Here is a 15,954-nt window from a genome sequence, read left to right as displayed (position 1 = left end):
CTCGACTAGACACTTAGGTTACCCTCCCCTAACTGAGGTCGACCTTACCTGGAGGGGTTCGTGAAACGGAACTGGGAGGGCCTGGTGCTGAAGGCCATGGGGGGCCGGGACTTCCGGCTCACCGTGCTGGGCACCGAGTCGGTCGACGGGCACTACCAGCGACTACTCCTCGACGACGGCGGCCTGCTGACGGCGTGCGACACGCACCCCACCATGTGGATCCGGCTCTGGTTCGACAACGGCGGGCGGGCGCACCAGCGCGCGTACACGCTCGTCGACCCGGATCCGGCGACCGGACGGTTCACGCTGGAGTTCGCGCTGCACGACGGCTGCGCCGCCAACTGGGCCACCGCCGCCCAGGTCGGCGACACCATCGACGCGACCATGCAGGGCAGCGCGTTCCAGCTCCCCGACCCGGCCCCGGAACATCTCTACCTGGTCGGCGACGCCGCGTCGCTGCCGGCGGTCAACAGCCTCCTCGACGCGGGCGCCGACATCCCGGCGACGGTCTGGTTGGAGTACGCGCACGAGGGCGAGAAGGCGCTGACCCCGCGCGCCCGCGCCCACCACGACGTGACCTGGGTGCCGCGGCGCGACGGCGGGCGGCACCTGGTCGACACGGTCCAAGCGGCGCTGCCCGCCGCCGGGTCCGCGCACTACTGGGTGGCCTGCGAGGCCGCAAGCACCCGCGACCTCACCCGGCACCTGCGGCGCACGCTCGGCGTCGGCAAGCACCAGCTCACCTCGCTCGGCTACTGGCGGGCCACCTGATGGGGCGGCTCGGCACGCTCACCGCGCTCTACGTCACGCAGTATCTCGGGGTCGGCTTCATCACCGTCGGGCTGACCGCCATCCTGCGTGACGGCGGCACCTCGCTCGACACGCTCGCGCTGGTGCAGGTCGTCGGCCTGATCTGGCCGATCAAGTTCCTCTGGGCGCCGATCCTGGACCGGTACGGCTCCCGGCACCGCGGCCACTACCGGTCCTGGCTGCTGGTGTTGCAGACCGCGCTGGTGCTGACACTGCTGGCGCTGCTGCCGTTCTCCCGCCCGGCCGACCAGCTCGGCCCGGTCGTGGCGGTCTGCGCCGCGTTCGTGTTCTTCTCCGCCACCCAGGACATCGCCGCCGACGCGGTCGCGGTGCGGCTGCTGACCGCCGCCGACCGGGGCGCCGGCAACGGCATCCAGGTGGCGGCCAGCTATCTGGGCAACCTGCTCGGCGGCGGGGCCTGCGTGCTTGTGTACGACATGTTCGGCTGGGCGCCGGCGATCGGCCTGCTGGCCGCGCTGACCGCGGTCGGGCTGCTCGTGGTGTGGCGGTTCCGGGAGCCGGAGCGCACCGACCGGGCGGTCCGGATCGGCGCGGCGTACCGGGCGCTGGTGTCGGTGTTCGGTCAGCCCGGCTGCCGGTGGTGGACGTTCGGCGTGGTGCCGCTCGTCTACGTCGGCGCCGGCATGGCGTACGCGCTCGTGACGCCCGCGCTCGTCGACGCCGGCTGGTCGCTGGGGCGGATCGGGGTGGTGACAGGCGTGGTGACGAGCGTGCCGGCGATCGTGGCCGGGCTGGTCGCGGGGATCGGCGTCGGCCGGTTCGGCCGGGCCGGCGTGCTGGTCGCCGGTGGTGTCACCCTGGCACTGTCCACGGTGGCGCTGTTGCCGCTGATGAACGGTCGCGCGCCACTTGGCGGCACGGTCGCCGCGCTGTCCTTCTTCCTGGTCGCCTACACGATCGCCAACGTGGTGCTCTACACGGTCAACATGGACTACTCCCGGCCCGCCAGCGGTGGCACCGACTTCACCGTGTTGTCGTCGTTCGGGCTGGTCTGCTCGTTCGTGGCCGCCTCGCTCGGGCTCGCCGCCGCCGAGCGGTTCGGCTATCCGGCGGTGGCGCTGGCGTCCCTCGTGCTTGTCGCCGCGGGAGTCGTGGTGGGCGTCACGCACCAGCGGCGGTTCCCGCCGTCCGGGCCGGCGCCGCGGCCGGGTTCTGTGGTGGAGCCGGGCTTGATTGTTAGGTAAGGCTACCCTAACCTGATCTCCGCCCTGTCCGCACGACTACTGGGAAGTCGCATGAGTTCGATCGGCACCGCAGCGCGCGCCCACCTGTTCAACGCCGACACGCTCGGACGCTACCGGGACGTGCTGGCGCGCGGCGTCGACCGGGTCGCCCGCCGGGCGGGCGAGGCGGACCGCCCGTTCACCGGCATCACCCCGGAGGCGCTCGCCCCGCTGATCGGCGGCATCGACCTGGACCTGCCGCTCGGCGACACCGACGCCGCCCTCGACGAGCTGCACGACGTCTGGTTGCGCGACGCGGTGTACTTCCACCACCCCCGCTACCTGGCCCACCTGAACTGCCCGGTGGTCATCCCGGCGCTGCTCGGCGAGGTGGTGCTCAGCGCCGTCAACTCCTCCCTGGACACCTGGGACCAGAGCGCCGGCGCCACCCTGATGGAGCGACGCCTGATCGAGTGGACGGCCGGACGGATCGGGCTCGGCGCCGCCGCCGACGGCGTCTTTACAAGCGGCGGCACCCAGTCCAACCTCCAGGCGATGCTGCTGGCCCGGGAGGAGGCGTACCGCCTGGAGGTCGGCGCCGCGGCCACCCGCCCGGCCCGGCCCGAGGTGCTGGCCCGGCTGCGGATCATCACCTCCGCCGCCGGTCACTTCAGCGTGCAGAAGGCCGCCAAGCTGCTCGGCCTGGCCGCCGACGCGGTGCTCACCGTGCCCACCGACGCCGGCCGCCGGATGCGCACCGACGAGCTGGCCCGCGCCATCGACCGCTGCCGGCGCGACGGGCAGGTGGTGATGGCCGTGGTCGCCACCGCCGGCACCACCGACTTCGGCACCATCGACCCGCTGCCGGAGATCGCCGACATCTGCACCGCCGCCGGGATCTGGCTGCACGTCGACGCCGCGTACGGCTGCGGGCTGCTGGTCTCCCCCACCCGCCGGCACCTGCTCGACGGCATCGAGCGGGCCGCGTCGGTGACCGTCGACTACCACAAGTCGTTCTTCCAGCCGGTCAGCTCCAGCGCGCTGCTGGTGCGCGACGGCCGCACGCTGCGGCACGCCACCTGGCACGCCGACTACCTCAACCCGGCCCGCGCGGTCGAGCAGGGCATCCCGAACCAGGTCGACAAGAGCATCCAGACCACCCGCCGGTTCGACGCGTGCAAACTCTGGCTGACCCTGCGGATCATGGGCCCGGACGCGGTCGGCGCGCTCTTCGACCAGGTGGTCGACCTCGCCGCCGACGCCTGGCGGCACCTCGACGCCGACAGCCGCTTCGAGGTGGCGGCCCGGTCCGCGCTCAGCACCGTGGTCTTCCGGTACGCGCCGCCCGGCGCGGCCCCGAACCTGGTCGACGAGGCGAACCTGTACGCCCGCGAGGCCCTCGCCGCCTCCGGCGCGGCGCTCGTCGCCGGCACGAAGGTCGACGGCGCGCACTGGCTGAAACTCACCCTGCTCAACCCCGAAACCACACTCGACGACATCGCCCACGTGCTCGACCTGATCGCCGAGCACGCCGCCTGGTACGCCGGGACCGCCCCCACGCTGTCCCCGGTCGGGTGAGGAGAGACATGCCGGACTTCATCGCGATCGGCCTCGGCCCGTACAACCTCGGCCTGGCCTGCCTCACCGCGCCGCTCGACGACCTCGACGGGCTGTTCCTGGAGGCCCGCGACGGCGTCGACTGGCACCCCGGGATGATGCTCGACTCGACCCGGTTGCAGACGCCGTTCATCGCCGACCTGGTCACGCTCGCGGACCCCACCTCGCCGTACTCGTTCCTCAGCTATCTGAAGGAGACCGGCCGGCTCTACCCGTTCTACATCCGGGAGAGCTTCTTCCCGCTGCGCGCCGAATACAGCGACTACTGCCGCTGGGCCGCCGCCAAGCTGCCGAACCTGCGCTTCCGGCACGCCGTCACCCGCGTCGAACACGACGGCGACCACTACGTGGTGCACGCGGACACCCCGGACGGGCCGGTCACCCACCGGGCCCGGCACCTGGTGCTCGGCACCGGCACCCCGCCGTACCTGCCGCCGGCCTGCGCCGGCCTCGGCGGCGACCTGATCCACAACTCCCGCTACCGGGAACACCGGGAGGCGCTGCGCGCCAAGGGCAGCATCACCGTCGTCGGCAGCGGCCAGAGCGCCGCCGAGATCTACGCCGACCTGCTCGCCGACATCGACAGTTGCGGCTACCAGCTCACGTGGGTCACCCGCTCGCCCCGATTCTTCCCGCTGGAATACACCAAGCTGACGCTGGAGATGACCTCACCTGACTACGTGGACTACTTCCACGCCCTGCCCGAGCCGACCCGCTACCGGCTGGAGGCGGCACAGAAGCCGCTGTTCAAGGGCATCAACGCCGACCTCATCAACGACATCTACGACACGCTGTACGCCAAGAGCCTGCACGGGCCGGCGCCGACCCGGCTGCTGACGAACACCGAACTTGTCGACGCCGAGCACGTCGACGGCCGCTACCGGCTCGGGCTGCGCCACACCGAGCAGGACCGGGCGTTCACCCTGGACACCGAGGGCCTGGTGCTTGCCACCGGCTACCACTACCGGGTGCCGGAGTTCCTCGCGCCGGTGCGCGACCGGCTCCGCTTCGACGCCCACGGCCGCTTCGACGTGGCCCGCAACTACAGCGTCGACCACACCGGCCGGGGCGTGTTCCTGCAGAACGGCGGCACGCACACGCACAGCATCACCTCCCCCGACCTGGGCATGGGCCCGTACCGCAACTCGTGGATCATCCGGGAGCTGACCGGGCGGGAGCACTACCCGATCGAGAAGACGATCGCGTTCCAGGAGTTCGGGGTGGTCTCGTGAACGTGTTCTCCCGGCTGGACGACCGGCTCGGCGAGTTCACGCTGCGCCCGCTTGACGCCGACGCCGACGCGCCGCTGCTGCACCGCTGGGTCACCCACCCGAAGGCGGCGTTCTGGCTGATGGCCGACGCCGACGTGGCGGGCGTCGCGCGGGAGTACCGGGCGATCGCCGCGCACCCGCACCACGACGCGTACCTCGGCTCGTGGCGCGGCCGGCCGGCGTTCCTGGCCGAACGGTACGACCCGGCCCGGGTCGAGCTGGTCGGGTTGTACGACCCGGCCCCCGGCGACGTCGGCATGCACTTCCTCTGCGCGCCCACCGACACCCCGGCGCACGGCTTCACCCGCGCGGTCCTCACCACGATCATGGCCTGGTTGTTCGCCGACCCGGCGACCCGGCGGGTGGTGGTGGAGCCGGACGTGCGCAACACCGCCGTGCACGCGCTCAACGCCGCCGTCGGCTTCACAGTCGTCGGCGAGATCCGCAAACCGGAGAAGGACGCGCTCCTCAGCGTCTGCACCCGCGAGCGGTTCCGGACCGTCACCGAAGGAGACCAGCGGGCATGATCGACCACCTGACCCCCGAGGCGTGGGCGACGGCCAACCGACTGCTGGTCCGCAAGGCGCTCGCCGAGTTCGCCCACGAGCGCCTGATCGTCCCCGAGCCGGCCGGGCTCGGGCGGTGGGTGGTGCGCGGCGACGACGGCACGGTGGAGTACCGGTTCGCCGCGCGTCGGCTGGCGTTGGACCACTGGCAGATCGACGCCGCGAGCATCACCCGGCACCGCGACGGCGGGGAGCTGCCGCCCGACGCCGTCGACCTGTGCCTGGAGCTGCGCGGCGCGCTCGGCCTCACCGACGCGGTCCTGCCGGTCTACCTGGAGGAGATCACCTCCACCCTCGCCGGCACCGCGTACAAGCTTGGCAAGCCGCCTGTCACCGCCACCGAGCTGGCCGCCGCCGACTTCCAGGCGGTCGAGACGCAGATGACCGAGGGCCACCCGTGCTTCGTGGCGAACAACGGCCGGCTCGGCTTCGGCGTCCACGACTACCATCGGTACGCCCCGGAGGCCGCCGCCCCGGTCCGGCTGCTCTGGCTGGCCGCGCACCGCGACCACGCCACGTTCACCGCCTCCGCCGACCTCGACCACGACTCGCTCGTCCGCGCCGAGTTGGGCGACGAGACGCTGGACCGGTTCGCCGCCACGCTCGCCGGGCTCGGCCTCGACCCGGCCGACTACCTGCTCATCCCGGTGCACCCGTGGCAGTGGTGGAACAAGCTCGCCGTCACGTTCGCCGGTGAGGTCGCCACGCGGCGGCTGGTCTGCCTCGGCGAGGGGCCGGACGACCACCTGGCCCAGCAGTCCATCCGGACCTTCTTCAACGTCACCGACCCGACCAGGCACTACGTCAAGACCGCGCTGTCGGTGCTGAACATGGGCTTCATGCGGGGCCTGTCCGCCGCGTACATGGAGGCCACGCCGGCGATCAACGACTGGTTGGCCGCGCTGATCGACGGCGACCCGGTGTTCCGCCGCGCCGGCCTGACCATCCTGCGGGAGCGGGCCGCGATCGGTTACCGGCACCGGCAGTACGAGGCGGCGACCGACAGGTACTCCCCGTACCGGAAGATGCTCGCGGCGCTCTGGCGGGAGAGCCCGGTGCCGGGTCTGGAGCCGGGCCGGCGGCTGGCCACCATGGCGTCGCTGCTGCACCTCGACCGCGAGGGTCGCCCGCTTGCCGGCGCGCTGATCGACGCCTCCGGGCTGGCGCCGGCGGCCTGGTTGCGCCGCTACCTGGACGCCTACCTGGTGCCGCTGCTGCACAGCCTGTACGCCTACGACCTGGCGTTCATGCCGCACGGCGAGAACGTCATCCTGGTGCTCGACGGCGGCGTGGTGGAACGGGTGATCTTCAAGGACATCGCCGAGGAGATCGTGGTGATGAACCCGGACGCCGACCTGCCGGAGCAGGTCCGCCGGGTCCGGGCGGCGATCCCGGAGGACGAGAAGATCCTCGCCATCTTCACCGACGTGTTCGACTGTTTCCTGCGGCACCTGAGCGCCGCCCTGCACACCGAGGGCCGGCTCGACCAGGACGACTTCTGGCGCGCCGTCGCCGAGTGCTCCACCGGCTACGCCGCGACGGTGCCGCACCTGGCCGACCGGATGCGCCGGCACGACCTGTTCGCGGCGGAGTTCCCGCTGTCCTGCCTCAACCGGCTGCAACTGAGGAACAACAGGCAGATGGTGGACCTGGCCGACCCGTCCGCCGCGTTGCAGTTCGCCGGCACGCTCGCCAACCCGCTGGCCCGGTTCGCACCGCCCCGATGACCGGACGCCCCGACGGGGAACCTCGCAGAACCACACATTTAGGATAGGCTCGCCTAAACGTGAGCGCGAGGAGGCGGGATGCGGCTGTACCTGACCGCGTTGAACCCCACCGACGCCGTCCTGGAGGGCTTCCTCCCGGCGGCCGACGCGCTCGACCTGCCGGTCACCGTGCTTACCGACCAGCCGGGCGAGTGGCCCACAGGCGCGCCGGTGCGGCGCTGCGCGGTCCGCGACGCGGCGGCCGTCGTGGCGGCCACGGCGGCCGAGCCGCCCGCCGCGTTGCTGTCCAACAGCGACCACCTCCAGGAGGCGACCGCCGTCGCCGCCGGCAAGCTCGGCCTGCCCGGCAAGGACCCGGACGCGGCCCGGCGCTGCAAGGACAAGGCGGCCATGCGTGGCGCGCTCGCCCGCGCCGGCCTGGACCCGGTCCGCGTGGTCACCGTCGACCCGGGCGCGCCGCCCGACGTGCCGGACCACCTCCTCCCGGCGGTGGTCAAGCCCCGCGACGGGGTGGCGAGCGAGGACGCTTACCTGGTCACCGACCGGGGCGACCTGGCGGCCCGGGTCGCCGCGATCCGCCGGCGGCGACCGGAGGTGGCCCTCGTCGTCGAGGAGTACCTGACCGGGGAGCTGCACACCTACGACACGCTCGGCGACGGACGCTCGCTCGCGACGCTCGGCGGCTGGCACACCGGCCTCGGCCCGCCACCCACCTTCACCGAGGTCAGCCTCGACTGGTCACCCCCGCCCCCCGACCACCAGGCCCGGCTCGGCACGCTGCTCGACGCGCTCGGCGTCGGCTTCGGGGCCTGCCACACGGAATACGTCGTGCGGGGCGACCGGATCCGGCTGATCGAGGTGAACGACCGGCTGATCGGCGACCGGATGGACCTGATCCTCACCGACCTGCTCGGGGTGCCGCTGTTCGCCCACGTCATCCGGCTGCACCTGGGCGAGCCGCTCGCCGCGCTGGACCTGCCCGACCCGGCCGCCCCCGACCGGCACGCCCGGGTCGAGTACGTCTGCGCCGACCGGTCCGGGCGGCTCACCGCCGCGCCCGGACGGCGGGACACCGTCCGCGACGGCGTCCGGCTCTCCTGCCGACCGATGCGCCAGGTGGGCCGGGTCGCGGAGCACACCGGCACCAACCGCGACTACCTGGCGGCGCTGCACGGCATCGGCCCCGACCCGGACCGGGTGCGGGCCACGCTTGCCGCGTTCCGCCGCGAGCTGAGCTGGACGATCACCTGATGATCGACGACAGCGAGCGGCAGGTGTTCGCCCGGGTGCTCGACGCCCTGCTCCGCGAGGACCACCTCGGTCTCCTGCGCCACGGCCGGCTCGTCGGCGACCGGTGGGAGACGCCGTGCCCAGCCGGTCTGCTGCGCGTACCGGTCCGGGTCGACGGTTTCCAGGCGGCGTGGCGCTGCGCGACCGCCGCCGTGGACGTCCGTGGCGCGGGCGGCGGCGACCGCCGGGTGGACACCCTCGACGGCCTGCTCGTGCTGCTCGCCCCGAACGGCGACGCCGAGGCCGAGGCCGGGTGGCGTACATTCGCCGCCGAGTGCCACGCCGACCTGCGGGCCCGCCGGCTCGCCGCCCGGGCCCGACCTGCGGTGTTCGCCGCCGTGGCCGCCGAGCGGGCGACCGCGCCGGCCGGCATGGCGGCGGCGCTGCTCGACGACGTGCTCGCCGCGCACGCCGGCCACCCGGTCTACCCGACCGACCGCTGCCGGCACGGGCTCCACGACGACGACCTGATCCGGTACGCCCCGGAGCACGCGCCCCGCTTCACGCTGCGCTGGCACGCCGCGCCCCGGGCGGCGGTGCGGCTCACCGGCCCGTTGCCCGCCTGGTGGCCGGCGGCGGAGCGGGCCGGCGACCTGCTGCTCCCGACGCACCCGCTCACCGCGGCCCGGCACGCGCTGCCGGTGACGGACCGGCCGGCGGTGACCGTGCGGCCCACCCTCTCGATGCGGACGGTGGCGCTCGCCGACGACCCGTACACCCATCTCAAGCTGCCGCTGCCCACCGCCACGCTCGGCGCCCGCAACCGGCGCGGCCTGCGACCGGACACCCTCGCCGACGGCGCGGCGGTGGCCGGGCTGCTCGACCGGATCGCCGCCGCCGAACCCGCCTTCGCCGGCCGGATCCGGCACGCCGACGAGCACACCTACGGTCACCTCGGCGACGACGACAGGCGGGCGTTCCTGCTCCGCCGGTTCCCCCGCGACCTGTCCGGCACCCGGGTGGTGCCGGTGGCGGCGCTCGCCGCGCCGGACCCGGGGGGCGGCACCGTGCTGGAGCGGATCGGTGGCGACCGTCCCGTGGCGGTGCTGGAGTCCTACCTGGACCTGCTGCTCGACTGGCACGTCTGCCTGTGGCTGCGGTACGGCGTGGCGCTGGAGGCCCATCCGCAGAACATCCACCTGCTGCTGCGACCGGACGGCGCGGTCGGCCTGCTCTACAAGGACGACGACGGCGCGCGGCTCGACCGGCGGCACCGGGGCGGGCTCACCCTGCGGGACGCGCGGATGTGGGCGGCCGACCCGGGCGAGCTGGCCGACGTGTTCGTCACCATCACGCTGCACCTGGCCGCCGCCGCGCCGCTGCTGGCGCTCGCCGCCCGGGGCGTACCCGTGCCGTCGCCGGCCGCCGCGCTGACCCCCCGGCTCGTCGCGGCGCGGGACCGGTGGGGCGACGGGCCGGCGGCGCGGGCCCTCACCGAGCGGGTGCTGCGGGCCGACCGGTTGCCGGTCAAGGCGATGGTCACCGCCGGCACCCTGCTGCCGAAGCAGCGCCTCGGCTGCGCCGACGTGAACAAGTACTACCGGCGCACCGGCCCGAACTACCTGCGGGAGACGCGATGACGAACACGGGCCTGCGCCCCCGGGCGGCGCGGCACACCCGCCCGGCGGACCTGGCCACCGCGCACGCGGTCTTCGGCTGCCTGGTCCGCGAGGTCGCCGCGCCGGCCGGCGCGGTCACCGTGACCGCCGACGAGGTACGGGTGCGGCTCGCCGCCACCGGAGCGGTGCTGCGGTGCGCGGTGACCCGGGTGTCGGCGGTCGGCGCGCACCGCTACCACGGGCCGGTGCGACGCCGGCTCGACGGCGGCCGGTGGGCCGGGCTGGACGCCGAGCGACTGGCCGGGCTGGTGGCGGCGGAGCTGACCGCGCGCACCGGCCGCGACAATCCCGAGTTCCTCGGGCAGGTGCGGGCCAGCCGGGACGCCGTGGCCCGGTTGCTGGCCGAGCGGCCGGCCGCCGATCCGACGCCGACCGGCGACCCGGCCCTCGACGCGTACGTGGCGTCCGAGCAGTCGCTCGTCCTGGGCCACCCGCACCACCCGACGCCGAAGTGGCGCAGCGGCCACCCGGACGGCTGGCGGGCGTACGCGCCGGAGCTGCGCACCGCGTTCCGGCTGCACTGGCTCGCCGTGCCGGACGACCTGGTGGCCGAGGCCGGGCCGGTCGAGGAGCTGCTTGCCGCCCTGGACCCGCCGCGTCCACCGGCCGGGCATCTGGCGCTGCCGGTGCACCCCTGGCAACTGACCCTGGTGCCGCCGGCGGATCCCCGGGTACGCCGGCTCGGCCCGGCCGGCGCGCCGGTGCGGCCGACCGCGAGCGTCCGCACGCTCTACTCCCCCGACGCGGACCTGTTCGTCAAGACGAGCCTGCACGTGCGGATCACCAACTGCCTGCGCAAGAACGCCAGGTACGAGTTGACCGGCGCGGTCGCGCTCACCGGGCTGCTTGCCGGGGTTCCGCTGCCCGACGGCGTGGCGTTGCTCGCCGAACCCGCCTACCGGACCGTCGACTCCCCCGGCGCGGACGAGGCGTACGGGATGATCCTGCGCACCGGGCTGCGCGCCCACCTGCGGCCCGGGCAGACCCCGGTGCTGGCGGCGGCGCTCGCCGCCGCGCCGCTGCCGGTCGCCGACCCGGTGGGCTGGTGGCGGCGCTACGTCGGGCTGCTGGTGCCGGCCGTGCTGTGCGCCTGGCTGCGGCACGGCGTGGTGCACGAGCCGCACCTGCAGAACGTGGTCGTGGTGTGCGACGCCGACGGTCACCCGGCCCGGATGCTGCTGCGCGACCTGGAGGGGGTGAAGCTCGACACCAGCCGCTGGACCGCCTGGCCCGACGGAGTGCCGCGGCAGGCCGGGTACGGCCCGGACGACGCCCGCCGACGCGTCGTCTACTGCCTGTTCGTCAACCACCTGGCCGGCGTCTGCGGCGCCCTGGCCGACGCCCGGCCGGGGATCGAGCCGGCCCTGTGGCGGGAGGTGCGCGCGGTGGTCACGGCGGTGGCCGCCGAGCTGGGCGATCCGCCGGAGCTGCGCGCGCTGCTCGCCGGTGACCCGCTAGTGGCCAAGGCGAACCTGCTGGTGCGGTGGCGGCGGGACGCGGACCGGCAGGCGCCGTTCGTGCCGGTGCCGAACCCGTTCGGCGGTCGCCGGTGACCCGGCCGGTGTACGTCCACGACCTCGACGCGCTCGCCGGGCACGCGCGGGCGATCCGCGCGGCGCTGCCCCGGCCGGTCGACCTGCTCTACGCGGTCAAGGCCAACCCGGAGCCGGACGTGCTGCGCACGCTCGCGCCGGTCGTCGACGGCTTCGAGACCGCCAGCCGTGGCGAGCTGCGCCGCCTCGCCGAGGTGCTGCCCGGCCGGCCGGCCGCCGGGTACGCCGGGCCGGGCAAGACCGACGCGGATCTGCGCGCCGCGCTCGCCGCGGGGGTGGCCCGGATCCACGTGGAGTCCCCGGCCGAGCTGCGTCGTCTCGGCGCGCTTGCGGCGGCCACCGGCCGGACGGCGCGGGTGCTGCTGCGGGTGAACCTGCCCCTGGACGTGCCCGGGGCGAGCCTGGTGATGGGGGGACGGCCCAGCCCGTTCGGGATGGACCCGGCGGACGCGGTGGCGTGCGCCCGCCGCCCGCCGGCCGGGGTCGAGGTGCACGGCGTGCACGCCCACCTGGCCAGCGGGTTGGACGCCCCGCTCGCCGGCACGGTGGCCGAGGCAGTGGTCAGGTGGGCGGTCGCCGAGATCGGGGCGCGGGAGGTCGACGTGGGCGGCGGCATGGCCGTCGACTACGGCGACCCGGCGGCCCGGTTCGACTGGGCCGGTTACGGCCGGGCGCTCGGCGACGTGCTCGACGCGTACCCGGGGGTGCGGCTGCGGATCGAGCCGGGCCGTTCGGTCACCGTCCACTGCGGGGCGTACCTGACCGAGGTGATCGACGTGAAGCGCTCGTACGGCGAGTGGTTCGCGGTGGTGGCCGGCGGCACGCACCACCTGCGGACGCCGGCGGCGAAGGGGCACGCGCAGCCGTTCACCGTGCACCGGCGACGCGACGGCGGTGGCCCGCGCACCGACGGCGGGCCGGTGACCGTGGTCGGGCAACTGTGCACGCCGAAGGACGTGTTGTCCCGGTCGGCGGACGCCGGCCCGGTGGGCGTGGGCGACGTGCTGGTGTTCGCCATGGCGGGCGCCTACGCGTGGAACATCAGCCACCGGGACTTCCTGCTGCACGAGCCGCCGGAGTTCCGGGTCGGCGACCCGGACCGGATCGCGGCGGAGTGGGCCGCCCGGCCGGTCGGTGGCTGACCGTGTCCCCCACGGGCGCCCGGAGCAGCGCCCGCGCCGCCGCCTGCCGCGACGCCTACGGCCGGCAGCCGAGCGAGACGCTGCGCGAGTGACGGGTCAGCACTCGGCCCGGCCGGCCCGCCAGTAGCCCATGAACGCCACCGCCCGCCGGTCCAGCCCATGCTCGCCGACCAGGTGCCGGCGCAGGCCACGGATCACCGCCGCCTCACCCGCCAGCCAGGCGTAGAGCGCCGCGCCGTCGGCCCGGTCCGGCACCTCCCAGAGGATCTCCCGATCCACGTCCACGTCCGCGCTCCCGTCCGCCGACGGCCCGCCGCCCGGGCCCGTCTGCCGGTCCGCGCTCGCGGCGGCTCCGGCGCCCGGGTCGGTCGGCGCGGGCAGCAGCCGGCGGGCGAGCGCGGTCACCGCCGGGGTGAGCCGGCTGCCGTGCGGGGCCCCGTCGCGCGGCAGCCAGGTCACTGTGACGCCGGCCGGCACGCGGCACGGCAACTCGTCCCCCGCCTCCGGCACCTCCACCACCGCGTGACCGCGCGCCCCGGCCGGCAGCCGGTCCAGGATCGCGCAGATCGCCGGCGCGGCGGTCTCGTCACCGGCCAGCAGCAGCGTCGCGCCGGCCGGCGGCCGGAACTCGACCCCGCCGTGCTCGCCGCCGTAACCGGAGTCCGGGCCGACAAGCGCGAGCCGGTCACCGATCCGGGCCCGCCGCGCCCACCGCGTCGCCGGCCCGCCGTCGCCGTGCAACGCCATGTCCACATCCACCTCGTACGCCTCCGGGCGGACCGCCCGGACCGTGTAGGTGCGGATCGGGCTGCGCTGCTCCGCCGGCAGGTCCCGCCACCGCGAGTACCAGTCCGGCCCGTCGGGCAGCTCCCCGGCCGCCCCGTCGACCACCGGCAGGGCCAGCTTGATCCGCTGGTCGTACCCGTTGTCGGCGAACCGGTCCAGGTCCGGCCCGGTGAACGTGACCCGCAGGAACGACGGGCCGAGCCGGCGCAACGCGCGGACCTCGACGGTGAACACGCGCCACGGCGCGACCGCAAGCGTGCTTGTCATGGTGACGTCCTCTCGGTCTCAGTGGACACCGGTCGCGGTGCGGGAACGCCACAGCAACCAGACGAAGTAGGGGGTGCCGATCAACGCGGTGACCAGCCCGGCGGGGATCTGCGCCGGCGCGATGACGGAACGGCCGAGCGTGTCGGCGAGGCTGACGAGCGTGGCGCCGAGCAGCACCGCCACCGGCAGCACGCGGGTGTGCCGGCCGCCGACCAGCGCCCGCGCGGCGTGTGGCGCGACCAGCCCGACGAAGCCGATCACGCCGACCGCGGACACGGCGGTGGCGGTGAGCAGCGCCGCCAGGCCGAGCGCGACCAACCGGGCGCGCTCCAGCCGGACCCCGAGCACCCGGGGCGTGTCGTCGTCCAGGGCGAGCAGGTCCAGCTCCCGGCGTACCGCGGCCACCACCGGGACGGCGAGCAGCAACGCGAGCGCCACCGGCAGCACCTGCGGCGCGGTGCGCCCGTAGGTGGAACCGGACAACCAGGTCAGCGCCTTGCCGGTGTTCCACGGGTCGGAGGACACCACGATGAACGTGATCACCGCGGCGCCGCCCTGCCACACCGCGAAGCCGATCAGCACGAGCCGGTCGGAGTTCAACCCGCGCCGCCGGGCCAGCCCGTAGACCAGCGCGAACGCGGCGACCGCACCGAGCCCGGCCGCGCCGGAGAGCGCGAGCACCCCGGCCATCGGGGCGAACGTCAGCAGCGACACCGCGCCGATCCCGGCGCCGCCGGTGATGCCGAGGATGCCCGGTTCGGCGAGCGGGTTGCGGCAGACCGCCTGCACGGTGGTGCCGGCCAGGGCGAGCGCCGCGCCGGCGAGCAGCGCCGCCGCGACGCGCGGCCAGCGCGCGTCAAGCACGAAGGTGTACGCCGGACCGGTGCGCCCCTGCACCCAGTTGACGATGTCGCCGAGCAGCACCCAGGTGTCCCCGGCGAGCATGCCGAGCGCCAGCGCCGCGACGGCCGCCACCGCGACGGCCACCACGACGGCGGTGTGGAAGGCACGCGAGCGTACGGCGGCGTGGCCGCCCGGCGGTTGCCGGGTGGGCCCGGCGTCGCGGTGCCGGCGGGCCAACCAGACAAGCAGCGCCGCGCCGAAGAGCGTGGTGACCACGCCGGTCGGCACCTCCACCCCGGCCTGCCCGCCGAGCACGGCCCGCAGCAGCACGTCGGAGCCGAGCACGACGATCACGCCGACCATGCCGGCCAGCGGCAGCAGCACCCGGTGCCGGTGCACCTCGGGCACCCAGCGGCCGAGCAGCCGGACGATCACCGGCGCGCCGAGCCCGACGAATCCGATCGGGCCGGCCAGGGTGACCGCGGCGGCGGAGAGCAGGACCGCGAGCAGCACCACGCCGAGCCGGGTCCGGCGCACGTCAAGCCCGAGCACGGTGGCCGTGTCGTCGCCGAGGGCGAGCAGGTCCAGCTTGTGCCCGAGCGCGACGAGCAGCAGCGCGGCGACCGCGATCACGGGGGCGAGCTGGGTGAACGCCACCAGGTCGCCCTGCACGAGCGAACCGTTGCCCCAGGCGAACAGCCCGATGGTGGCCTGCTCGAAGAGCAGCAGGAGCAGCATGGTCAGCGAGGCGAGCGCCATCGCGGTGGCCGAACCGGCGAGGATCAGCCGGGTCGTCGCGGCCTGACCGCCGGCCGACAGCAGCATCACCAGGGACGCCGCGGCGAGCCCGCCGCAGAACGCGAGCCCACCGGCGGGCAGCGCCGGCAGCGCGATGCCGAACGCGGCGGTGGCCACGATCGCCAGGTGCGCCCCGGCGTTCACCGCGAGGGTGTCCGGCGAGGCGAGCGGATTGCGGGTGGTCGACTGGAGCGCCCCGCCGGCGAATCCCAGCGCGACGCCGACGGCCAGCCCGGTGAGCAGCCGCGGCAGGCGGGAGGCGACGAGCACCCGGGCGGTCTCGTCGTCGGCGCCGGTGAGCAGCCGGAGCAGGTCCAGCGCCCCCACCGAGGAGGTGCCCTGGGTGAGGTGCACCGCGGTGATCGCCACCAGCAGCGCGGCGGCGAGGGCGAACGCGCCGGCGACCCGGCGGCGGGCGGGCGGCGGCCCGACCGGGGCCGGCCGGGTGGCCGGCTCCGGCGGGGCGGTGGCGATCATCGGG

12 protein-coding genes are annotated in these 15,954 nt (G+C 74.9%); 10 read left to right on the top strand and 2 right to left on the bottom strand.

Annotated elements, in window-relative coordinates; all coding sequences use genetic code 11:
- Positions 1 to 60 precede the first annotated feature (60 nt).
- From SM450_RS23265 to SM450_RS23220, 10 genes are all read left to right on the top strand, one after another.
- Positions 61 to 771 (top strand): siderophore-interacting protein, encoded by a 711-nt coding sequence (locus tag SM450_RS23265; protein WP_474621884.1) that lies wholly within the window; start codon positions 61 to 63, stop codon positions 769 to 771.
- A complete protein-coding gene (locus SM450_RS23260; RefSeq protein WP_474621883.1) occupies positions 771 to 2,015 on the top strand; it encodes an MFS transporter in 1,245 nt (414 codons plus the stop codon). The genes SM450_RS23265 and SM450_RS23260 overlap by 1 nt, the downstream gene beginning before the upstream one ends.
- A 51-nt stretch (positions 2,016 to 2,066) precedes the next feature.
- The gene (locus SM450_RS23255; RefSeq protein ID WP_474621882.1) at positions 2,067 to 3,572 is read left to right on the top strand and encodes a pyridoxal phosphate-dependent decarboxylase family protein; all 1,506 of its coding nucleotides are present in this window, start codon (positions 2,067 to 2,069) and stop codon (positions 3,570 to 3,572) included.
- 8 nt (positions 3,573 to 3,580) lie between these two features.
- Positions 3,581 to 4,843, top strand: a complete 1,263-nt coding sequence (locus SM450_RS23250; protein WP_474621881.1) for a lysine N(6)-hydroxylase/L-ornithine N(5)-oxygenase family protein — start codon at positions 3,581 to 3,583, stop codon at positions 4,841 to 4,843.
- Positions 4,840 to 5,409: a GNAT family N-acetyltransferase gene (locus tag SM450_RS23245; RefSeq protein WP_474621880.1), complete on the top strand. Its 570-nt coding sequence runs from the start codon at positions 4,840 to 4,842 to the stop codon at positions 5,407 to 5,409. Before SM450_RS23250 ends, SM450_RS23245 begins: the two co-directional genes overlap by 4 nt.
- On the top strand, positions 5,406 to 7,175 hold the full coding sequence (locus tag SM450_RS23240) for an IucA/IucC family protein (protein WP_474621879.1): 1,770 nt from the start codon (positions 5,406 to 5,408) through the stop codon (positions 7,173 to 7,175). The genes SM450_RS23245 and SM450_RS23240 overlap by 4 nt, the downstream gene beginning before the upstream one ends.
- A 78-nt stretch (positions 7,176 to 7,253) precedes the next feature.
- Positions 7,254 to 8,426, top strand: coding sequence for an ATP-grasp domain-containing protein (locus SM450_RS23235; RefSeq protein WP_474621878.1), 1,173 nt, complete (start codon positions 7,254 to 7,256; stop codon positions 8,424 to 8,426).
- The gene (locus SM450_RS23230) at positions 8,426 to 10,045 is read left to right on the top strand and encodes an IucA/IucC family protein (protein ID WP_474621877.1); all 1,620 of its coding nucleotides are present in this window, start codon (positions 8,426 to 8,428) and stop codon (positions 10,043 to 10,045) included. Before SM450_RS23235 ends, SM450_RS23230 begins: the two co-directional genes overlap by 1 nt.
- Positions 10,042 to 11,637, top strand: a complete 1,596-nt coding sequence (locus SM450_RS23225; RefSeq protein ID WP_474621876.1) for an IucA/IucC family protein — start codon at positions 10,042 to 10,044, stop codon at positions 11,635 to 11,637. Before SM450_RS23230 ends, SM450_RS23225 begins: the two co-directional genes overlap by 4 nt.
- Positions 11,634 to 12,779, top strand: coding sequence for an alanine racemase (locus tag SM450_RS23220; RefSeq protein ID WP_474621875.1), 1,146 nt, complete (start codon positions 11,634 to 11,636; stop codon positions 12,777 to 12,779). The genes SM450_RS23225 and SM450_RS23220 overlap by 4 nt, the downstream gene beginning before the upstream one ends.
- Positions 12,780 to 12,875: 96 nt before the next feature.
- On the opposite strand, the gene SM450_RS23215 is transcribed toward SM450_RS23220, so the two are convergent.
- Together SM450_RS23215 and SM450_RS23210 are read right to left on the bottom strand one after the other, a co-directional pair.
- A complete protein-coding gene (locus SM450_RS23215; RefSeq protein ID WP_474621874.1) occupies positions 12,876 to 13,832 on the bottom strand; it encodes a siderophore-interacting protein in 957 nt (318 codons plus the stop codon).
- 18 nt (positions 13,833 to 13,850) lie between these two features.
- Positions 13,851 to 15,950 (bottom strand): iron ABC transporter permease, encoded by a 2,100-nt coding sequence (locus SM450_RS23210; RefSeq protein ID WP_474621873.1) that lies wholly within the window; start codon positions 15,948 to 15,950, stop codon positions 13,851 to 13,853.
- Positions 15,951 to 15,954: the final 4 nt, after the last annotated feature.

This window comes from Micromonospora marincola, from assembly GCF_056150385.1.
The sequence above is the reverse complement of the archived record's forward strand: the minus strand, read 5'-3'. Positions and strand labels throughout refer to the sequence as shown.